Annotated in this window: 12 protein-coding genes; 9 read left to right on the top strand and 3 right to left on the bottom strand. The window is 34.0% G+C overall.

Annotated features, from left to right (window positions below; genetic code table 11):
- The first annotated feature begins 21 nt into the window (after positions 1-21).
- The 3 genes from ACY2LT_RS02405 to ACY2LT_RS02395 all read left to right on the top strand — a co-directional run bounded on the left by ACY2LT_RS02405 (position 22) and on the right by ACY2LT_RS02395 (position 7,380).
- Complete coding sequence (locus ACY2LT_RS02405) at positions 22-1,392, top strand: MFS transporter (protein ID WP_491816123.1); 1,371 nt, start codon at positions 22-24, stop codon at positions 1,390-1,392.
- Positions 1,393-1,489: 97 nt separating this feature from the next.
- The gene (locus ACY2LT_RS02400; protein WP_491816122.1) at positions 1,490-4,663 is read left to right on the top strand and encodes a glycosyltransferase family 117 protein; all 3,174 of its coding nucleotides are present in this window, start codon (positions 1,490-1,492) and stop codon (positions 4,661-4,663) included.
- Between the two features lie 26 nt (positions 4,664-4,689).
- The gene (locus ACY2LT_RS02395) at positions 4,690-7,380 is read left to right on the top strand and encodes a valine--tRNA ligase (RefSeq protein WP_491816121.1); all 2,691 of its coding nucleotides are present in this window, start codon (positions 4,690-4,692) and stop codon (positions 7,378-7,380) included.
- A 68-nt stretch (positions 7,381-7,448) separates the two neighbouring features.
- On the opposite strand, the gene ACY2LT_RS02390 is transcribed toward ACY2LT_RS02395, so the two are convergent.
- On the bottom strand, positions 7,449-8,930 hold the full coding sequence (locus tag ACY2LT_RS02390) for an aldehyde dehydrogenase family protein (RefSeq protein WP_491816119.1): 1,482 nt from the start codon (positions 8,928-8,930) through the stop codon (positions 7,449-7,451).
- 78 nt (positions 8,931-9,008) lie between these two features.
- A complete protein-coding gene (locus ACY2LT_RS02385; protein WP_491816117.1) occupies positions 9,009-9,530 on the bottom strand; it encodes a type 1 glutamine amidotransferase domain-containing protein in 522 nt (173 codons plus the stop codon).
- Between the two features lie 195 nt (positions 9,531-9,725).
- Here ACY2LT_RS02385 and rpsA point away from each other — a divergent pair, with 195 nt between their 5' ends.
- Positions 9,726-11,672, top strand: a complete 1,947-nt coding sequence (gene rpsA / locus ACY2LT_RS02380; RefSeq protein WP_491816115.1) for a 30S ribosomal protein S1 — start codon at positions 9,726-9,728, stop codon at positions 11,670-11,672.
- Positions 11,673-11,785: 113 nt separating this feature from the next.
- Here the strand turns inward: rpsA and ACY2LT_RS02375 are convergent, their stop codons facing one another.
- Positions 11,786-14,074 carry a TonB-dependent receptor gene (locus tag ACY2LT_RS02375; protein WP_491816114.1) on the bottom strand — a complete coding sequence of 763 codons (2,289 nt, stop codon included), beginning with the start codon at positions 14,072-14,074 and terminating at the stop codon, positions 11,786-11,788.
- Positions 14,075-16,164: 2,090 nt separating this feature from the next.
- Between ACY2LT_RS02375 and ACY2LT_RS02370 the strand changes: the two genes are divergently transcribed.
- The 5 genes from ACY2LT_RS02370 (at position 16,165) to pfkA (ending at position 22,875) form a co-directional block, all read left to right on the top strand.
- A complete protein-coding gene (locus tag ACY2LT_RS02370; RefSeq protein ID WP_491816112.1) occupies positions 16,165-16,614 on the top strand; it encodes a LexA family protein in 450 nt (149 codons plus the stop codon).
- Positions 16,614-17,879 carry a Y-family DNA polymerase gene (locus ACY2LT_RS02365; protein WP_491816111.1) on the top strand — a complete coding sequence of 422 codons (1,266 nt, stop codon included), beginning with the start codon at positions 16,614-16,616 and terminating at the stop codon, positions 17,877-17,879. The genes ACY2LT_RS02370 and ACY2LT_RS02365 overlap by 1 nt, the downstream gene beginning before the upstream one ends.
- Positions 17,880-18,384: 505 nt before the next feature.
- Complete coding sequence (locus ACY2LT_RS02360; protein ID WP_491816110.1) at positions 18,385-20,490, top strand: M3 family metallopeptidase; 2,106 nt, start codon at positions 18,385-18,387, stop codon at positions 20,488-20,490.
- A 198-nt stretch (positions 20,491-20,688) separates the two neighbouring features.
- Positions 20,689-21,789 carry a tRNA 2-thiouridine(34) synthase MnmA gene (gene mnmA, locus ACY2LT_RS02355; RefSeq protein WP_491816108.1) on the top strand — a complete coding sequence of 367 codons (1,101 nt, stop codon included), beginning with the start codon at positions 20,689-20,691 and terminating at the stop codon, positions 21,787-21,789.
- A 126-nt stretch (positions 21,790-21,915) separates the two neighbouring features.
- On the top strand, positions 21,916-22,875 hold the full coding sequence (gene pfkA, locus ACY2LT_RS02350; RefSeq protein WP_491816107.1) for a 6-phosphofructokinase: 960 nt from the start codon (positions 21,916-21,918) through the stop codon (positions 22,873-22,875).
- Positions 22,876-22,897: the final 22 nt, after the last annotated feature.

The raw sequence follows: 22,897 nt of genomic DNA, 5'->3' as shown, positions 1-22,897 counted from the left end.
TTTTAATCGCAAAAGATAAAAATGAAAAATAATTATAGCATCAAGTTTTGGCTATTAAACGCTGTTCAAATGATAGAGCGGCTCGCCTACTGGATAACAATAATACAAATACCTATCTACATTGCTCAAAAAGATGTGCCTGGTGGACTTCATTTTGCTCAAACTACAAAAGGACTCATTTTTTTCTGGTGGGCATTAGTTCAAAATTTAACTCCTGTATTTTGGGGTGCAGTATCAGATAAAATTGGACAAAAGCGTTCGCTCTTTATTTCCTCGATTGTGATAATAATTGGATATTGTCTATTAGCAACGCAAAGAGAGTTTCTACTGTTTTTATTTGGAACACTTGTATTAGGTTTTGGGCTTGGTTCTTACAAACCAGCAATACAAGGTTGGATTGCAAAAGAAATAGAAGGAAGAAATACATCATTAGGTTGGGGTATATATATCTTTCTTGTTAATTTGTCAGTATTTGCTGGACCAATATTATCGATATATCTGAAAAATATTTCCTGGCAAGCAGTTTTCTTTGGTTCAGCTATAATTTTTTCTTTGAACCTTATATTGTTATCTTTCATTAAGTATAATTATTCTGAAATAATAAGAAATAAACAAATATTCAAAGAATTGTTTCAAGTTATAATGACGCCTAAAATTATCTTTTTTATTCTAATAATGTCGGGCTTTACAATAACATATATGCAATTTTATGAAACATTGCCTAATTATATTTTTGACTGGTCTGATACTTCATCAATTGCCAAATACCTACCTGATTTTATGACCTCAGAAACTGTTCGTGGTCGGATGATAGCATATGAATGGATATATAATTTAAATTCAGGGCTTGTTGTGCTGTTAGTGCTCGTAATGGCAAGGATTACAAATAAAATTAAAATCACTCGTACTTTAACTTTTGGGATATTATTTGCTGGGATGGGATTATTTGTTGCAGGGTATTCTCAAAGCGGCATATTTTTGGTGTTTGGAGTTGTATGCTATACACTTGGGGAATTAACTGTTAATCCGAAATTCCCAGAATATATTGCAAACATTGCACCTAAAACAAATAAATCATTATATTTAGGTATAATGAATATTTCTTGGGCAATTGGACTTGCAGGAGGAGGACTTATTGGAGGTTGGCTGTATAAACATCATGCAGAAAAAGCATACTTTGCTAAAATTCTGCTAGAAAATAAAGGAATAAAAGGTATTCAACTACAAGATGCTTTCACCAAAGCACAAGAAGTAACTGGAATGAATGCAGCAGAACTTACAAATCACCTATGGCAAATTCACAATCCAAGTGTAATCTGGTACCCTTTTTTAATTCTCAGTATTCTGTCAGTTATTGGAATGAACTACTATTCAAACAAGTATGACAGATAATAGTGAATTAAATCACTTTGTAAAAAGAAAGTATTTTTATAATTTGTAGATTTACATTTACTGCAATTTATTTGTTTATAAATATATGGCAAGAGAAATGAATTACAAGTATCTGAATCGTGTTTTTGCTGGTTTATCCTTTGCTTTAGCATTCATTACATATGTGCTTACGGTGCAACCGAGCGTTCCATTCTGGGATTGCGGAGAGTTCTCCGCAGCATCTGTATGGCAACAGGTGCCACATCCACCGGGTGCCCCACTTTTCTTAATGGTTGGAAAAGTATTTCACACTCTTATTCCTTTTGGAGATGAAGGGTGGCGAATTAATATGGTGTCTGTAGTTGCAAGCGCCTTAACAGTGTGGTTATTATATCTAATCACAGTAATGGCAATTCGAAACTTTTATAAAAAAGAAAATGATAATTTTGCAAGTGCATTTGCAATTTATGGTTCGGCATTCATTGCAGCTGCTGCATATACTTTCAGCGATACTTTTTGGTTCAATGCTGTAGAATCTGAAGTGTATGCTTCTTCTTCTTTATTTGTAGCTATCGTCGTATATTTAATGATGCGTTGGAACGAAGAAGCCGATAATCCTGGCAACGAGAAATACCTACTTATTATTGCTTATCTTATTGGTTTGTCAACAGGCGTGCATCTATTGAGCATACTTACGATTTTCTCTATAGTTCTACTTGTTTATTTTCGTAAGTACACTTTTAAATTTTCTACATTTATTTTGGCTGGGATATTATCAATTGTAACTTTCTTCATTATTTATAATTTAATTGTTCAATCCATTCCTGCATTTTTAGCTGGACACACACCTGGACGAAATGAAGCAGCAGAATACAGTATCAATAACTCTTTAGCACTTCAAGCATTGGCGATTATTGCAATTTTGGCAATAATTTATGGTTTCTATTATTCTATGAAAAAAGGCAATCAAATATTAAGATTGATAACTTCAAGTATTCTTCTGATGTTGATTGGATATACAACTTATACTCATATCTTGTTACGTGCAAATGCTAACCCTCCTATGAACGAAAACGAACCCAAAACATTCACCCAGCTTTCTTCCTATATTGGTCGCGAACAATATGGACAAGCTCCATTCTGGCCAAGACGCTATCAAAGAGAAGACAGATTTATTTACAGATACGAGTTGCGAGATGATGCTGGGAACTTTGTTTATGGAAAATGGGAACCTCCAACATACGAAACAGTTACCCGTTCCGATGGAACTATGATAAATGTGCCGAAATTTACAAAAATCAATACTGCTGGCGAATTAGCATATCTTTGGAAATATCAAATTAATCATATGTATATCCGATATTTATTCTGGAATTTTGTCGGTCGGATGAGCGATGTGCAAGATGCCGGAGTTGCTTGGTTTAACTATGATAAGAAAGACTACGAAACATTGAATTATAAATCTGGTTATAAAGATGAGTTTCCTGTTAGATTTTTTGCTTTGCCATTATTATTTGGATTAATTGGACTTTATTTCCATTACGCAAAAGACAAAAAAATGGCATTTATTTATATAATAATGTTTTTGATGATGGGCGTACTTGCAGCAATTCAGCAAAATCAACAGGATCCACAACCAAGAGAACGTGATTATTTCTATGCCGGTTCCTTTATGGTCTTTGCAATGTGGATAGGTTTTGGTGCATTTGCATTGATTGATTGGATTTCGAAAGAAAAGATCAAAAATGCTTTTGTAATTCCTATCATTATTGCAAGTATGTTGCTTGTACCGTTTAATATGGCTGTCGGAGGCTGGAAAATACATTCCCGTGCAGGAAATTATCTTCCTTTTGATTATGCATATAACATTCTACAGTCTTCTGAAAAAGATGCAATAATTTTTACAAATGGCGACAATGATACATTTCCTGTTTGGTATCTACAAGATGTTGCTGGTGTTAGACGCGATGTTCGAGTAGTCAATCTCTCGCTTGCAAATACGCTTTGGTATATAGACCAACTAAAGAACAGAGAACCTTGGGGTGCTAAGAAAATACCTTTATCTTTCCCTGACAGTCAAATTCAAGGAAAGGATGAAAGCGATGAAGACGCTCTTACATATGAATTCGGAGATGCCCGACAGGTAGAAATTCCAGTAAAAAAAGAGATATTAGCTAAATATACCGACAAGAATGATGTAATTGAATCTGGTAAGATGAGTTATTCTTTTGTTGGAATGCCTCAGCAAGGTCGGGATGGAAAAACAACATATATTTTTAGAGTTCAGGATTTAGTTATAAACGATATTCTCAAACAAACACGTTTCGAAAGACCTGTTTATTTTTCAACTACTGTTGGTGGTGGCGATGTGTTTGTTGGTCTTGACGATTTTCTGCGTTTAGAAGGAATGTTGTGGCGAATTTGTCCCGTTAGAAAAAGTGATATGAAAACAGGTGATCTTGAAGTTGATATAACAGAAAAATGCTTACTGAATTATGACAACTCAAATAATTATCATAAAGAACCAAATTACGGATTTAAGTTCCGCAATCTCAACAATCCATCAGTTTTCTACGATGAAGTTCATAGAAGATTAATGGAAAGCTACAGGATTCTTTTCTATCAAGTGGCTGATAAATTAATTGAACGTAATGAAAAAGAACGCGCTAAAAAGCTCTTAGATAAAATGAACGAACTTATTTCACCTGTTCAATTCCCGATGGTTCTTGAATCAGAAAGCAGATTGATTAGAACCTACGAAAAATTAGAAGATAAAGAAAATTTACGTAAATATGCCCAAAGCTGCCTGAACTCTTGTTTAGAATTAATTGATAAAGAATATTTGAAACCTGAATATGTTCGTTGGGAGATTATGGGTAGGCTTTACGGTCCCTATAAAATTGCTGCGGATATGTATGAAATATTGGAAAATATTGATGGTGCGAAGGCAATATTAACTCGATTTGAAAAGCAGGTAGAGGCATACAAAAACTCAATGATCAATATGGGCTATTCGCAAAACGAAATTAATATATTAGATCAAAACCTTGCTGACACAAAAGTCAGAATAGATTATATGCATATTAATATTTTAGTAAAGCAGAACAAGCTCAAAGAAGCATACGACGAAGCCAATAAATTACTCGCTAATTACAGAAGTCAAGAATCGATCGTCTATAAATATGCAGCTATGTTTTTAAGCAATAAAATTGATGAGATTGCTGCCAAGATGGGATTAGTTGCAGACAAAAATGATACTAATATAATAATGAAAAATCCAACTGTTCAATAATTTGTTAAACTGAAAAATAATGGAATATGAAAAAAGAATTCTCAAAGGCATATAACCCAAAAGATGTTGAAACTAAATGGTATGAAAATTGGATTGAAAATGGAATTTTCAATGCATATGAAAATACTGATAAAAAGCCATATAGCATATTAATGCCGCCACCAAATGTTACAGGAATACTTCATTTCGGGCATGTTCTCAATATCACTTTGCAAGATTTGTTTATTCGATTGAAACGAATGAACGGATTTGAAGCATGCTGGTTTCCCGGAACAGATCACGCTGGGATAGCAACTCAGTCGAAAGTTGAAGCAGAACTGCGAAAGGAAGGATTAACACGATATGATTTAGGTCGTGAAAAATTTGTTCAAAGAGTTTGGGAATGGAAGGAAAAATATGGCGGAATTATTCTTAAACAAATTAGGAAACTCGGGGCATCTTGTGATTGGAACAGAACGCTTTTTACAATGGACGACAGTGCTTCAAATGCTGTAAAAGAAGTATTTGTTCGTTTATTTGATGACGGTTTGATTTATAAAGGCAAAAGGATAATCAACTGGTCTCCACTTGCTCAAACCGCACTAAGCGATGAGGAAGTCGAATTCCGAGAGGTGAAAGAATATCTCTATACTCTCAGATATTATTTTCCAGATAACAAGAACTTTTTGAAAGTCGCTACAGTAAGACCTGAGACAATATTTGGTGATACAGCAGTCGCGGTAAACCCAAATGATGAACGATATAAACACTTGATCGGTCAAAAGGTTCGCGTTCCTCTTACAAACAGATATGTCGATATTATTCCTGACGAATATGCTGATCCTACTTTTGGTACCGGATGTGTTAAAATCACACCAGCACACGACCCAAATGACTTTTTAGTTGGCGAACGACATAATTTAGAAATCATCAATTCTATTAATGCTGACGGAACATTAAATGAAGCTGCTGGTGAATTTGCAGGTCTTGAACGTTTTGAAGCCCGGAAAATCATTGTTGAAAAGTTAAAAGAAAACGACTTAATTGAAAAAATCGAAGATTATACCCATAATGTTGGCTTTTCTCAGCGCGGCGGCGAACCAATTGAACCATATCTTAGCGATCAGTGGTTTGTACGGATGAAGCCACTTGCTGAAATTGCTTTGAAACCTGTATTAAATGGAGAGATTAAATTTCATCCAAATCACTGGGTAAAAACTTATGAACATTGGATGAAAAATATTCGTGATTGGTGTATTTCCCGCCAATTATGGTGGGGGCACCGTATCCCGGTTTACTATGCTCCTGATGGTAGATACACAGCTGCCCGCGATGAAAAAGAAGCCCGTCAAAAATTAGGCATAGAGGATAATATTCTTTTAGTCCAAGATGAAGATGTGCTCGACACTTGGTTTTCGTCGTGGCTATGGCCTCTTACAACAATGCGATGGCTTGTTGACGGAAAAGAAGATAATGAAACTTTAAGAAAATTTCTTCCTACTGATTTGCTTGTAACTGCGCCCGATATAATCTTTTTCTGGGTAGCAAGAATGATAATGGCAACAATGTATTTCAAAAACACAATTCCGTTTAAAAATGTATATTTTACAAGTACAATTCGGGACGGTAAAGGTAGAAAACTTTCTAAATCGCTTGGTAACTCGCCGGATCCACTCGAAATAATAGATAAATATGGCGCTGACGCTGTTCGCTTCACTATGCTTTATCTTGCTCCACTCGGTCAAGATGTTCGCCTGGATGTAGATGTAGATCATCAGGATATTCCCTCCTGCGAACTTGGGCGTAACTTTGCAAATAAAATATGGAATGCAGGACGTTTCTTAATGATGAAATTAGAAGAAAATGATGTGAAACTCGAAGGTGAAATTCTAAACGATAATGAAAAAACAATCTCAGACAGATGGATACTTTCACGCTTTCATTCTACTTTGGAAAAAACTATCGATTCACTTGATAATTTCAAGGTTACTGATTATTCTAAATTGCTATATGATTTTATCTGGCGCGACTTCTGCGACTGGTATATTGAAATCTTAAAGGTAAATATCAACAATACAGAAAACGTAGAACACAGGCAAAAATTAGTACGTTTTGCAATAAATTTATATATTGACATATTGAAAATGTTGCATCCTGTTATGCCATATATTACAGAAGAAATCTATAGCATTATTCGTAACTCGGATGCCGTTAGTATAAGCACAGAGAAATATCCACAATTGATGAAAGATTGTATTAATGACAAAATAGAACAAGATTTCGAACTTGTTCAGATGATTGTTGAGGAAATGAGAAGGCTTCGCTCATCTATCAATATTCCTCCTTCACAAAAAGTTCCGGCTAAAATTTCTATTGGGAACAAAGAATTGTTGAATACTTTTAATGATTTATCAAATGTAATAGCAAATTTAGCAAAGATATCATCATTAGAAATCGGTAACAACTTCGAAAAGCAACAAGGTGCAATCAGTTCTGTTGTTCGTGAAATTGAAGTTATACTCGAAGTAGCAACTTCAATTGATATTGAAAAGGAAAAAGAGCGATTAAGAAAGGAAATTGAACGACTTGAAAGAAATATCAAGAGTAGTCAGGGTAAACTGTCAAATGAAAAATTCGTTCAGAATGCACCTGCTGAAATAGTTCAATACGAAAAAGAAAAATTAGTAAGTATGGAGGAATCATTAGCAAAAACAATAGAGAACCTAAAAAATTTATAGTGATTATTCTTGTTATAAAAAAAATGGGCTGTCCTTTCCGGACAGCCCATTTTTTTGAAAAATGATTCTTAATAGTTATCAATTTGTGCTCTTTGAAGTCTATCAGAATAATCGACATACACAGTTTTCCATTCTGTAAAGATATCAAATACTGTCCAACCACCTTCACGATGACCATTTCCTGTTCCTTTAATTCCACCGAAAGGCATATGAGCTTCAGCACCGATAGTAGGAGCATTAATGTAAGTGATACCAGCTTCGATATCACGAATTGCTTTGAAAGCGTGATTTACATTTCGAGTATAAATAGATGAAGATAAACCATACTCACAATCATTTTGCAATTCAATTGCGTGGTCGAGCGATTCTGCTTTTGTAACTGCCAAAACAGGACCAAATATTTCTTCTTTAAAGATTGTGTGATGTGGTTCAACATCAGCAATAATAGTCGGCTTGTAGAAAGAACCTTTTGCCAATTCTCCCTCTGTTGCACGTTCGCCACCACAAATCAGGCGACCACCTTCTTGCAATGCTTTAAGAACGTAATTATGAATACCTTCGAGTGCTTTATCGTGAATAACCGGACCAACGTCTGTTCCCTCTTTCAATCCATCGCCAAGTCTTAATTTTTCAGTACGAGCTTTGAGTAATTGAAGAACTTCCTCATAAACATCTTTATGAACGATTAATCTCGAAGTTGCAGTACAACGCTGTCCAGTTGTACCAAATGCCCCCCAAAGAGCACCTTCAATAGCCAATTCAAGATTAGCGTCATCCATTATTATTTGTGCATTCTTGCCACCCATTTCGAGGGATACTCTTTTATTTAATCTACCGCAAATCTCACCAATTTTACAACCAATATCTGTAGAACCTGTAAATCCGATAACTTTTACATCAGGATGCTCGACAATCATATTGCCCATACTACCAACACCAGTTAATACGTTGAAAACGCCTGGTGGGAGACCTGCTTCTTCCATTATTTCAGCAAAAACAACTCCTGAATGAGGAGTTTCTTTCGAAGGCTTATAAACAACAGTGTTTCCAGCAGCAATTGCTGGCAAAATTTTCCAAGATGGCACTGCAATCGGGAAATTCCAAGCAGTAATAACACCAACAACTCCAATTGGAACACGGAAAGAAAGATTCATTTTGTTTTCGAGTTCGCTTGGAGCATTGTAGCCGAATAGTCTACGGGTTTCACTTGCAGCATAGTAAGCAGTATCAATTGCTTCTTGAATATCACCTTCTGTTTCAAAAGTTGGTTTGCCCATTTCACGTGTCATAATTTTAGCAATTTCTTTCTTCCTGCGAGCGAATATATCGCCTGCTTTGCGAATTATATCTCCTCTTTTTGGTGCAGGCACAAGACGCCACTTTTTATAAGCTTCTTTTGCAGCTGCAACTGCATTATCTACGTCTGCTTTTTCTGAATAAGCGAATTCACCAATAATATCTTCGTGATTTGCCGGATTAATATTTTTGAAAGTTTTACCAGAAACGGCATCTACCCATTTGCCATTAATGTAATTTTTAAATTTTTCCATTTTACCTCCAAGTGTTGAAAGTTGTGAAAATATAATTAGAAATTGATAAATCTAAAAAAATAATATATAAAAAAAACATTAATCTTTTGACAATAATTCTATAATTGTTTTACAAAAAATTGGTAAATCATTAGGATTTCTTGATGTAATAATTTGACCATCAACGACAACTTCCTGATCTATCCAGTAAGCACCTGCATTAACAAGGTCATCTTTTATTGAATAGAAACTTGTAACAGTTTTATTCTCGATAATTTTTGCAGAAGCCAAAAGCCAAGGACCATGACAGATTGCAGCTGTAATTTTATTTTGTTCGTTCATTCGTCGAATAAAATCAACAATTTGAGGGTCGCGCCTCAAATAGTCAGGAGCAAATCCACCTGGAATAATTATAGCGTCGAAGTTTTCAGGTCCTATGTTGGATATTATTTCATCCGGTTTAGCTTTTAATCCATTCTTACCGATAAATATATTGCTTGACGATGCAATAGAAAGCACTTTGGCACCCGCTTCCTTCATCCGATAGTATGGGTACCAAAATTCAATTTCTTCATAAAATTCAGCTAATAGCACAACAACATTTTTTCCATCTAAATTCATTTGTATCCCCTTCATTTCTTATTATAAAAAATACGTATTGTTATTTAATTAAATCATTGAAAAATAATATTTTATTTTGTTTTTACATAACTATTTTTTAATTTTGTAATCTTAATTTTTTTATTATTGATGATTAAATGGTCGTACAGAAATGTACGTATGTTAAACTAATTTAAATAATTTTGGAGAATTTTAATGTCTGAAAATGAAACTCTTGTTCAAACTTCTGAGCAATCAGCACCAAACCCAATGGCAGAAGTAACCAGCTCTCAAAACATTAGCGTTGATGCATTGCTAAATTCTGTTTCAAAAATTTTAGAAAACGAATTTGAAAATGCGTTAGACATTGACGACGCTTCTTTCGAAACACTTTTCGAACAAAAAGTTGGAACTATCAAAGAAGACCAGCTTATAAAAGGGAAAATCGTTAAAATTGTTAAAGACGAAGTATTTGTCGATATAGGATTTAAATCATTTGGTGTTGTTCCAAAAGCAGAATTAATCAATGCTGAATCATATCACATTGGTGATGAAATCGATGTTTATATCGAGAAAATGGAAGATAACCAAGGTAGAGTTTTGCTTTCACGCAGAAGAGCTGATTTTATGCGTATTTGGGATGATATTTTGAAGCTTTACGAAACTCAAGAAGTTACAAGAGTGAAAATCCTTCGCCGCATAAAAGGTGGAATGGTTGTCGATTTATTGGGAATTGAAGCATTTTTGCCTGGTTCACAAATTGATGTTCGTCCCGTGAGAGATTTTGATAGCTGGGTTGGGAAAAACATTGATGTTAGAGTTGTAAAAGTAAACCATCCAAGCGAAAATGTAGTCGTCAGCCATAAAGTGCTTCTGGAAGAACAACTTTCTGAACAGCGTCAAGCTATTATGGACAAACTTGATAAAGGTTTGGTGCTTGAAGGAACAGTCAAAGCAATTTCTGACTTCGGTGTATTCGTTGATTTGGGTGGGGTTGATGGACTTGTCCATATCACAGATTTATCTTGGGGACGTGTTACTCACCCATCAGAAATCGTTGAATTAGACCAAACTGTTAAAGTAGTTGTTCTTGATTTTGATAAAGAAAAGAAACGTATTTCTCTTGGAATGAAACAGCTAACACCGCATCCTTGGGATACAATTGGTGATAAATATGAAAAAGGCACAAAAGTAGTTGGCAAAGTGGTTAGCTTAACAGATTACGGTGCATTTATTGAGATTGAAAAAGGCGTTGAAGGATTAATTCATATTAGCGAAATGTCCTGGACACAACACGTTAAACATCCATCGCAAATTGTTTCGATGGGACAAGTAGTCGAAGCTATTGTTCTTAATATTGATAAAGAAGAGAAAAAGCTCGCCCTTGGTATGAAACAATTAGAGCCAGATCCTTGGGAAGACTTGATGAAGAAGTATCCTATTGGTTCGAAACATAGAGGAATCGTTCGCAATTTAACTAACTTTGGAGTATTTGTCGAACTTGAACCTGGTGTAGATGGACTTGTTCATATTAGCGACTTATCGTGGACAAAGAAAATTCGTCACCCAGGCGAATTTGTCAAAAAAGGTGATGAATTAGATGTTGTTGTTATTTCTGTCGATCCTGAACAACGTAGAATTGCTTTAGGTCATAAACAAATTAATGATAATCCGTGGGATACTTTCGAAGAAACTTATAAAATTGGAACAGAAACCGAAGCAAAAATCGAAAGAATCATCGAAAAAGGCGTCATTGTCGAATTACCTGAAAGAGTTGACGGATTTGTTCCAGTTTCTCAGCTTTCATTCGCACCAGTTAGAAATATTAGCGAATACTTCAAAATTGGTGATGTTTTGCCATTAAAGGTAGTTGAATTTGATAAGGAAGCTAAAAAGATTGTATTGTCGGTAGTTGAGTGCTTACGCGACAAACCTGTTGAAGTTATTGAAGCTTATAACAGTGCTCATCCTGTTCCAAATGCAGACAAATATTCTAAAGGCGAAATGTCTCCGGATGAATTACCAACATACAATCCAGAGGACATTCAAACTGACATCTTTAATTATGAATATCCTCCTGATTATTTACCAAAACCGGTTGAAAATAAAGAAGAAGAAAAAACTGAGGAAAATCAATCAAACGAAAGCACTGAAAACAACTAATATTTACGCTTCAACAAAAAGGGCGACAGACTGTCGCCCTTTTTTATTTTTACACAAAATGAGAAATTCATTTGCAGGATATATTAATTAATATCCTCATTCTATTAAAAAAATTAAACAGAAACTTTTATGCCAGCATAAACAGTTCTTGGACGAGATGGACCATATAAATAACCCGAATCTCGATTTTTCCCGGTATCTAAATCTTTTTGAAATGCATCAAAAATATTATACACACCTACATATAAATTAGTTAGAGGAAATATAGAATAACTTAATTTCGCTCCTAATTCAAAAAATTGAGGTGTTTTTTTCAACTTATCTTGTTCTATATACCCTGCATAATGAGGAATATACATTGAACCTGTATAAATTCCCGAAAATGACACATTTATTTGTTGTGAAAAATTAATGTTCGAGACAAAATTTCCATAGATATTTGGCGATTTGAATAATTTATTAGAATACTGTGGTAAAATACCGTTATCGATATCACCAGCAGACCATTCTATTTTCCTGTTGTATAATCCCTGCTGAAAAGTTAAGCTTGAGCGAAAATCAAAATATTTTGAAATTTCTGTTTGAACTTCAAAAGTAATACCATTAATTGTTGCAGTTCCGTCATTAATCCTCATAAAAACTAAGTTGTTGCTATCATCTTTTCCTAAGTCTTTTAAAACAAAAACATCATTTAATTTTGTTAAAAAACCTTCGATAGAAAAGGCAAATGGAAGATTGAACAAACGAGTTGAATAATCAACGGATGAGGAAAACGAAACAGAATATTCTGGTTGTAAGTTGTCATCAACAAGAATAAGTAGTGATTCCCCTCCTACTTGAGTAATATGCAAATCCTCATCAAAGGCTTGCGGCGGACGGTAACCTTTTGAAATACTTGTTCTCCAATTCAAAGAATTAGAAACCTTGCATAAAACATTCAGACGCGGAGAAATGATCAGATTATCAATTTTATTATGTTTCTCAAAACGAATACCAACAACAGCATTGAGCCATTCAGTGAAAGTCCAATCATCTTGAACAAATATTCCATTGGAAAAAGTAGTTTGGTCAATCCTCCTTCCGTATGCAGGAGCGTGATCGAGCATCCAATCATAATGATATTCATATCCAGTGGTTAGCATATGGTAACCCAGAAAGTTATTTATTAAATGGTCATATTGAACTCCAAAACCAAAAGTTTGGTTATCGGTAGTACCATAAGCATTTGGATTATGTCCTGAGCCATAGTAACTTTCTCTTTTAGTATTTTGATAACCCAAATTGACAGTAATTTTATTTAATTCGTTGCTGATATATCGTTCATATTTAAATGTTGTAAAACTAGAATTATGAGATGCTTTTTCAGTAATGTTAGTTTGATGAGGAGGATTACTTATTGAGTCTCCACCGCGAATAGTATGAAATATGGCTTGATAGCCCAAACTAAGTTTAGTTTTATGGTCTGGTCTAAAAAATGAACGAATACCAAAAGTTTTAACGTTTAATTTACCAATGTCAGAGAAACCGTCATTATTTTCATCCCAATTACTTCTATCTCGCTGAAAACCGTACACATAAGCACCTATTCTATTGTCTTCGGAAACTATACTACCATTAAAATTCAGAGAGTAATCAGGATATTTACTACGCATAAATGATTGGAATAAATCAATATTAAAGTTATTTGAGTACGGCTCTTTTGAAATAATATTAATAATGCCAGCCACAGCATTACCACCATAAAGAGATGAGCCACCGCGAATAACTTCAATTCTATCAATCATATTTGAAGGCATTTGCTCAAGTCCATAAACTCCATTCAACGATGAAAAAATTGGATTCCCATCAATCAAAATTTGTGAATATCGCCCATCAAGTCCGTTAATTCTTACTTGACTAAATCCACAGTTTTGGCAATTAATTTCTGTTCTTAGTCCAGGTTGAAAATTTAATCCATCACGAATATCAACAGAACTTGTAGCTTGAAATGTTTTATTGCTTATGACAGACACTTTAACAGGAACTTCCTCGTATATTTTTTCCGAACGAGTAGCTGTAATTACAACATCAGCTGTTTTAATTGAAGATCCCTCCATTTCAAAATTAAGTTGCAAATTTTCTTTTAGTTCTTTATCAATCGAAAACTTATAATAAATAGGTTTGAGCCCAACACCAGTAATAACAAGTTCGTAATTTCCTTTTGGAATACCTTTAATATGAAATGCACCATTTCTATTTGTAACAGCTCCGAGTGAGGTATTTAATATTCGAACTGTTGCGCCAATAACTGGTTTTGCCTCACCATTTTTGTAAACAACAAAACCTTCTATACAGTTTTCGTGAGCAAAAGCATTAATCACAAATAAAAACCAGAAAAAAATAAATACAAATTCTTTAAACATAATATCCTCCAATTTTCAATTAAAAAATTTTCAAAATCAAACATTAGTTACGCCTAATTTCAAATTTAACTGAATTAAACTTTTTACCAAATTAATTAATAAATTTTTATCGAGATTTATTGATTAAATTAGATTCACCTAAAAGAAAAATAGGTATAATTCAGTATATCAGTATAGTTTAATTAACAAAATGTTATAAAAATTAATCCCTTTTCATAGATGATTTGCAAATTCAACAATACCAGAATTGAAAAGTTATTTTCCCATCAGGAACTTGGGAAATGATTATTAATGCGAAATAGCAGGTAAATAATATTTTAAAATAGCAGACATTATAATAATAGCAATAGTTGATTTAACTTAATATGCTCTTGAGTATAAAAAATAATAATAACATATAGGATAAAATAATTATGATCCCATCTTGCGGGAAAGGTTATTTTGTTTACTAAAAATTGCCATAGAAATGTTTTTAAAAGATTGTATAAATAAAAATTTGATTGTAAATGGAGATTCTACATAACAAGAGAAAAATGCTATCGTCAAACATCAGAAAAATATTAATAACTTCATTGAAAAATATACAATAAACAAATTCAAATTGGACATTCAGCATGTAAATTGTTTGAATAAAAATAAAATAAATTATTACTATATTTTAATATATTTAAGATATAACATATAGGAAAAGAAACAATACAAAAGATTAGTCTTTTTCACGGAATGGATCAACTGATATTTATATCGTTTTATTTAACTTATATTAAGTCTTTTAAATGAGACAAGTAAAGTTGCAAGTTATGGGAATTTATAGGATTAACTCCTGATAAACGAAGATATATTAGCCGATTATGCCGCTGATCTCTTTGCAAAAGATATCAATATAACTCAAAATAACGTGTGATCTTTCGGTCTAGAATAAAAATAGATAAGCTCCACTGCAGGTAGAGCCTATCTGTTCATATTAATTAAACTAATTCACCAATTAACCTTTCTCAGCTCTACTCTCGTTATATGTATTTTCTCTATCAGTTAATTAGCTTCTTCGTTGTTAATTACCCCTTTACACACATCATATCAATCCCCCACAAGCATAAAATGCTACATCTTTATTCAATTCTCCATCTTCTTCAGTTTCTTTTATTTTTTTCAAGATAATCTTCAAAAAGTCCCATTATAAAGCTTCTCAAGTATATTTGCAACATTACTACAGTACCCCAACCCTTTGCGCTTTAGTTTGTTTCACCTGCATTGCATTGCCTCGCCTCGCCTTCTAAATATATATCCATATCACCGTCTTCGTTTCTGCTCCCTTGCATGCTTAACTCTAACTTGCCAAGCGCCGATCGATTCTCGGCTAACGCTCACTTGCTTTCCATCACCGCTTTCGCCTGCTTTGTCACTTTCGCATAATCCTTTTTCTACAAATCATACGACGCAATTCCATTCACCATCTTGCCCCAAAAAGCTACCTACCTGTGCCTACAATTATACCCTCCGCAAAAATATTCTACCGCTAATCCCTGATCATTATTCATCGCTCGTATCCTCTCTATCGAGTTAATCCGATCTACTCGCTCAAGACAAAACTGATGCTCCCCGGTTACTGCTCCCAAGTAACAAAAATATTTCGCCTCCCTTTCCAAAGAGCTCTCTATCATACCTTGACGCACTAGTATCCCTATACGTATTGTATAATAATAACTTAACTCAATTTTAACTCACTCTGACAAAAGCTCGATATATGTCTAACACCTCGAAGGATTGAGTATTTCTGTAAAAAAGTCTCCGGAGGGTTTCAAACCTTCAGAAGGCTGTCAACATTTCGAAGGCTCTAAACCTTCGGAAAATCAGAAAAGATCCATTTCCAAGGTAGAAACTATTTCTTATATAACAATGTACCTTTTACCTCGTAGTGAACAAGCAATTCATCTTTATAATCGTTCTACTTATTTTATTTATTTAGCATTATCCAAAATTTATTTAAATTAATCCAACTATCAAACTTATGTTTTGTAAGTATTTTAAACAAATTTTTACTATTTTGTAAAGATTGATTAATAATTTTTCTATTATTTAAAATATAGATAATGAAATCATTAAGACTATATCAAGGTAATCATATTGAAATATACTCAGCTGAAACAGAAACTGAATTGAGTTTACCTCTGGTTGAAAGTGGAATACGTGCTGGATTTCCTTCTCCTGCAATGGATTTTATTGATTTGAGCATAGATCTAAACAAGCATTTAATTAAGCATCCTGCAGCAACTTTCTATGGAAGAGTAAAAGGAGACTCATTAAAAAATGCTGGCATCGAAGATGGCGATTTACTAATAATTGACCGCAGTCTTGAGCCTACTAATGGGAAAATCGCTGTATGCTTTATCGATGGTGAATTTACTTGTAAGCGAATTCAAATTAAGGGAAAAAATGTTTTTTTAATGCCTGAAAATGAGAAATATGACCCTATTAAAATTTCTGATAACAGTGATTTTTTAATATGGGGAATTGTTACTCATGTTATTAAAAAGGTATAATGATGTTTGCTCTGGTAGACTGTAATAATTTTTACGCATCCTGCGAACGTGTATTTCGTCCAGATTTAATTAATCGCCCTATTGTTGTATTGTCGAATAATGATGGTTGTGTTATTGCGCGCAGCAATGAAGCAAAAAAATTAGGCATCCCGATGGGAGCACCTGCTTTTCAATACAAAAAAATCTTCAAAGAATTCGGTATTGAGGTTTTTTCAGCAAATTTCGCTCTATATGGCGATATGAGCAACCGGGTAATGTCAATACTTTCGGATTTTTCACCTGAAATCGAGATATACAGTATAGACGAATGTTTTATTAAATTTTCAGATTATTCTATTTCGCGTTTAAATGACATTGGATTAGAAATGTACCGTAGAGTGCTTAAATGGACTGGTATTCCTATCAGCGTCGGATTTGCCAAAACAAAATCTTTAGCAAAAGTTGCAAACAAAATTGCTAAAAAATTTTCAGAACATACAAAAAATGTATATATTATTGACAACGAAGAAAAACGCAACAAGGCTCTAAAATGGTTGAAAATTGAAGATGTGTGGGGAATCGGACGCCGATATTCTAAACTTTTACAAAAAATGAATATTATCACTGCCTACGATTTCACCCAATTAACAGATGACTGGATAAAGAAACGAATGGCGATCACCGGTTTACGTCTTAAACGTGACTTGGAAGGTATCCCTACATTAAATTTAGAGCATTTTCAAAATAAAAAATCTATTGCAACTACTCGTAGCTTCGACGTGGATTATTCGGAATTTGAAATGTTAGCTGAACGTGTTACTACTTTTGCTGTTTCTTGTGCTGAAAAACTTCGTAAACAAAAATCTTGCTGCAATACTATAATGGTATTTATTAATACTAATAGGCATAAAAATGAATCTATGCAATATAATAAAAACATTGTTATGAAACTGCCATTTGCTACAAATTCATCTCTTGAATTAGCTAAATTTGCACGTGATGCGCTTTCCCAGATTTATAAGAATGGCTTTAGTTATAAAAAAGCAGGTGTAATTGTTCTTGATATAGTACCCGAAAATCTAGTCCAACAAACTCTATTTTTCAATAGAGATGAAAGACATGTAAAGCTTATGGAAGCGGTTGATTTGATAAATTCTCAATTCGGGCAACAAACCATTAGGCTTGCATCTCAACATCCGAAAGGTATTCTTAATTTGCGTCGTGAAAAATTATCCCCTCGCTATACAACTAATTTAGATGATATTATCACAATAAATTTAGAGTAGTCTCCCTCATCGAACAACTCCGTATTATCCGATGGTTTATCAGCACCTTAGCCGAATTATCGCCTTTCTCATTTTGTCTCTTTTATTAACCCTTCCGAAGGGTCCTCTTCCCAAAATGGGCTCTACCTCACAGATGGAGTCCAAGTCTAGAAAAAAATCATCCGATGACTCAAAGTCAATGGATGAATTATCCTAGCTAACAACCTTTCGAAGGTTTTATTTCTTCGGAAGGTTCTCGAGCAACCAGATAGGCTTCACCTATGAAGTGGAGCCTATCTCTACCTAATAACACACCTCTCACATAGCAGTGAACAAGACACTTAGCTGCCTATTTTCGGAATTATTCTCATTTCATTAATTTACTCTAACTATCAATGTAACGTTTTGTAAGTATTTTACACAAATTTTTACTATATTGTAAAGATTGATTAATAAATTTTCTATTATTTATAAATAGATAAGGGGAACAATTTTTCAAATATATTTTATTATTTGGAGAGGTAATATGAAAAAACTACTTTTTTTATGTTTCAGTTTATTATTAACCGTTATGAGTGTCGAAGCACAAAAAAAATCTGTAGGCGACAATCCTTTCTTTAAGCCCTACAATACTCCTTATGATGTTCCTCCTTTCGATAAAATCAAAGAAGAACATTATTTACCAGCCTTTGAAAAAGGATTGAAAGAAGCTTATGCTGACATCAAAAAAATTACAGACAACAAGCAAGCACCTAATTTTGCAAACACAATCGAAGCATTAGAGTTTTCGGGCGAATTACTGCAGCGTGTTTCTTCTGTATTCTTTAATTTAGTTAGCTCAAATTCAACACCTGGTATGCAAAAAATAGCTCAGGAAATTACTCCTAAACTATCTAAATTCAACGATGATATTCTTTTCAACGAAAAACTATTCGCAAGAATCAAAACTGTGTATGACAATCGTAACAAAGAAAAGCTTTCACCCGAGCAATTAAGATTGCTTGAACAGAAATATCAGGACTTTGTTAAAAATGGCGCTCTATTGGACAAAGCAGCAAAAGAAAGACTTGCTCAAATCAATCAGAGACTTTCAACTTTGCAACTAAAATTCAGAGATAATGTACTCGCAGAAACAAACAATTATAAACTATACATTGAAAAAGAAGAAGATTTGCGCGGATTGCCCAATAGCGTTGTTGAATCAGCAAAAGAAGCTGCTACTCGTGATGGTCAACCAGATAAATGGTTGTTTACTCTGCAAAATCCAAGCATAATGCCATTTTTGCAATATGCTGAAAATAGAGATCTAAGAGCTCAAATTCTTAAAGCTTATTTACATCGCGGAAACAATGACAATGAATATGATAATAAAGAAATTATTAAAGAAATAGTTTCATTATCCCAAGAAAAGGCTCGTTTGTTAGGTTTTCCAAATTTTGCTGAGTTTGTTATAAGCGATAATATGGCAAAAACTTCTGATAGAGTGTTCGAACTACTCTATCGTCTATGGGAACCGGCAAGAGAAAATTCTATTAAAGAAGCTCAGGAATTGCAGAAATTGATTAATAGAGAAGGAAATACTTTTAAATTAGAGGCACACGACTGGCGTTATTATACAGAAAAGTTGCGACGCGAAAAATATGAAATTGATGAAGAAAAGCTTCGCCCATTTTTCCCTCTTGAAAACGTTATGCAGGGTGCTTTTACAGTTGCAAATAAATTGTGGGGAATTAGGTTTAAAGAAATTAAAAATGTTCCGGTATACGACCCGACTGTTCGTGTTTTTGAAGTAACTGAAGAAGATGGCAGACATATTGGGTTATTTTTCGTAGACTATTACAACCGTTCCAGCAAGCGCGGCGGTGCTTGGATGAATAATTTACGAGAAAGAAAAGTCAAAAATGGCAAAACAATTTATCCTATTGTTTTCAATGTCTGCAATTTTCCTCCACCAACTGAAAACACACCATCATTGCTTTCTCTGGATGAGGCAGAAACTCTATTCCACGAGTTCGGGCATGCTCTTCACGGATTGTTTGCTAATAATGCCTATCCAAGCATAGGCGGAACTAATGTGCCTCGTGACTTTGTTGAACTCCCTTCGCAAGTAATGGAAAATTGGTTTTCTGAACCAGAAGTGTTGCGTAGCTTTGCACGTCATTATCAAACTGGACAACCTATACCTGATGAAATAATCGAAAAAATTCAAGCAAGCAGTAAGTTCAATCAAGGATTTGCAACAGTTGAATATTTAGCAGCTTCATTGCTTGATATGTTTTACTACACAACAGACAGAATTGATGATGTTACAGAATTTGAAAATAGAGTAGCTCAACAAATTAATTTACCTGAAGAAATCCCATTCCGTTACCGTTCGACATATTTTAACCATATTTTTGGTGGCGGATATTCTGCAGGATATTATAGCTACATTTGGGCTGGAGTGCTCGATAGCGATGCTTTCCAAGCTTTCAAAGAAACATCACTTTTTGATAGAGCAACAGCTGAATCGTTCAGAAAAAATGTGTTAGAAAAAGGTCATACTGACGATCCAATGAATTTATATATTAAATTCAGAGGTAAAGAACCACAAATTGAACCATTACTCAGAAAAAGAGGTTTGATGAATTAATTTGAAATTAATTCAATGATATAAAGAGGCTACTCATCAAAAGTAGCCTCTTTTTTTTCTAAGAACTTATTTCATTATATATCGAAAAACATGAAGAACAAAATATAATTAATATCAAACTAAATATTTGGGAATACATATTTTTTTATTTTTTTTCGTCTATAGTTGAATTATTCATAACATAATTGACTATAAACTATGCACGAAAAGAAAAAAGTATTAGTCGCAATGTCTGGAGGAGTTGATTCATCAGTAGCTGCTGCACTACTTTTAGAACAAGGATTTGAAGTAATTGGACTTACAATTGCCACTCATAAACTTGACGATGACTGCCGACCAGTTGAAAACAAAAAAAGTTGCTGTTCATACACTGGAAGCATAGATGCTTATCGGGTTTGTCAAATATTAGGAATTGAACACAAAATTATAGATTTAACAGAGACTTTTAAAAATACAGTTATTGATAACTTTATCGAAGAGTATCTTCACGGACGCACTCCAAACCCTTGCGTCGAATGTAATACAAAAATAAAATGGGGACCTTTTCTGACAAAAGCTAATGAATACGGAGCCGATTACCTTGCAACAGGTCATTATGCTAAAGTTTTGAAAAATGAAAATAACGGAAGATTCTACATTAGTAAAGGAATAGATAAAAGCAAGGATCAATCTTATGCTCTATGGGGACTTTCGCAAGAACAATTAGCTAGGACTATCTTCCCTCTTGCCGGATATACCAAACATGAAGTTAGAGAAATTGCAAGAAAATACGATTTACCTGTTTTCAACAAAATTGAATCTCAGGATATTTGTTTTATTCCGAACAATAACTATCACTCATTTATTGAAAAGCAAGTTCCGAACATTAATGAAAAAGTAAACAGCGGCAATATTATTTTTCGTGGGAAAATAATTGGCAAACATAAAGGTTTTCCATTCTATACTGTCGGGCAACGTAAAGGGCTTGGAATCTCCTTTAGCGAACCCTTGTATGTAAAAAAAATCAATGCGAAAAATAATATCATCGAAGTTGATACTTTCGACGAAACATATGATAATGGATTAATCGGTGAAAAATTAAATTTAATGAAATACAACGATTTAGATGCAACAAAGGTTTTCTCTGTAAAAATTCGTTATAACGACAAAGGTAAATCAGCATATTGCAGAATCAATAGTGATGGTCTATTGCAGGTTGATTTTATAGAAAAAAGACGTTCTGTTGCTCCCGGACAATCTGTAGTTATTTACGAAGGAGATGACGTTGTAGGTGGAGCTTTAATTAAAGAAGCACTTTAACCAAACATTGAATAAATATCGTTGGCAAGAAATTAAATAAATTGTTTTATTTTTTAAATTAAATGCTTTATTTTTGGAAAATAATCAGTAATTTTCTATGTTATAAACTTTTATAGTGAATTTAATATGAAAAAAATTGCAATGCTTACAAGTGGAGGCGATGCTCCTGGAATGAATGCTCACATTAGAGCAGTAGTTAGAGCAGCAATATACAACGGTTTAGAAATTTATGGAATCGTAGGTGGATATTCTGGTTTAATTGAAGGAAATTTTATAAAATTAACTCGGAAAGAAACAGCAAATATCATTTCTTCTGGTGGCACAATACTTAAAACAAGTCGTTCAAAGGAATTTATGAATGCCGGAGGTCGAGCAGCTGCCGCTGAACAATTAAAAGAAAACGGTATTGAAGGGCTTATTTGTTGCGGTGGCGATGGAACTTTTCACGGTGCTCACGCGTTATGGGAAGAACACGGTGTTCAAGTAGTATGCACACCGGGAACAATTGATAATGATCTATATGGCACTGATTATACAATCGGATACGATACGGCAATAAACACAGCTGTTCAAGCCATTGACAAAATCCGTGATACAGCCGATTCTCACGGGCGAGTATTTTTAATTGAGGTTATGGGGCGTCACGCGGGTTTTATTGCAATGGATGTTGGCATCTCTTGTGGAGCTGAATATATTGCTATTCCTGAAATTGCCACAAACTTAGATATTCTATATCAAAGAATTCTTAAACAAGGAAAAACTCGCCGCACAATTATTATTGTTGGTGAAGGAGACGAATATGGTGGTGCTGCTGTCATCGCTGAATTAATGAAACAAAAATACGATATTGAACCTAAAGTTTCTATTCTTGGTCATATGCAACGAGGTGGTGCTCCAACTGCAAGGGATCGTGTATTAGCAAGCCATTTAGGCGTAAAAGCTGTTGAAGCTTTGCTTGATGGAAAAACCGACGTTATGGTTGGCAAATCAATGCACGATATTGTATATACACCACTTGTTGAAACCTGGACTAAAAAGAAAAAAATCTTCAATTATATGATGGAATTATCTGATATATTAGCGTAGTTTTACTTTTTTGCATATAATA

This window comes from Eximiradius proteiniborus (assembly GCF_058546985.1).
This window is presented reverse-complemented; position numbering and strand designations above follow the sequence as displayed.

Excerpts from the sequence above, each read along its gene's own strand:
- ACY2LT_RS02405 (WP_491816123.1), top strand. The coding sequence starts at position 22 with ATGAAAAATAATTATAGCATCAAGTTTTGGCTATTAAACGCTGTTCAA.
- ACY2LT_RS02400 (WP_491816122.1), top strand. The coding sequence starts at position 1,490 with ATGAATTACAAGTATCTGAATCGTGTTTTTGCTGGTTTATCCTTTGCT.
- ACY2LT_RS02395 (WP_491816121.1), top strand. The coding sequence starts at position 4,690 with ATGAAAAAAGAATTCTCAAAGGCATATAACCCAAAAGATGTTGAAACT.
- ACY2LT_RS02390 (WP_491816119.1), bottom strand. The coding sequence starts at position 8,930 with ATGGAAAAATTTAAAAATTACATTAATGGCAAATGGGTAGATGCCGTT.
- ACY2LT_RS02385 (WP_491816117.1), bottom strand. The coding sequence starts at position 9,530 with ATGAATTTAGATGGAAAAAATGTTGTTGTGCTATTAGCTGAATTTTAT.
- rpsA (WP_491816115.1), top strand. The coding sequence starts at position 9,726 with ATGTCTGAAAATGAAACTCTTGTTCAAACTTCTGAGCAATCAGCACCA.
- ACY2LT_RS02375 (WP_491816114.1), bottom strand. The coding sequence starts at position 14,074 with ATGTTTAAAGAATTTGTATTTATTTTTTTCTGGTTTTTATTTGTGATT.
- ACY2LT_RS02370 (WP_491816112.1), top strand. The coding sequence starts at position 16,165 with ATGAAATCATTAAGACTATATCAAGGTAATCATATTGAAATATACTCA.
- ACY2LT_RS02365 (WP_491816111.1), top strand. The coding sequence starts at position 16,614 with ATGATGTTTGCTCTGGTAGACTGTAATAATTTTTACGCATCCTGCGAA.
- ACY2LT_RS02360 (WP_491816110.1), top strand. The coding sequence starts at position 18,385 with ATGAAAAAACTACTTTTTTTATGTTTCAGTTTATTATTAACCGTTATG.
- mnmA (WP_491816108.1), top strand. The coding sequence starts at position 20,689 with ATGCACGAAAAGAAAAAAGTATTAGTCGCAATGTCTGGAGGAGTTGAT.
- pfkA (WP_491816107.1), top strand. The coding sequence starts at position 21,916 with ATGAAAAAAATTGCAATGCTTACAAGTGGAGGCGATGCTCCTGGAATG.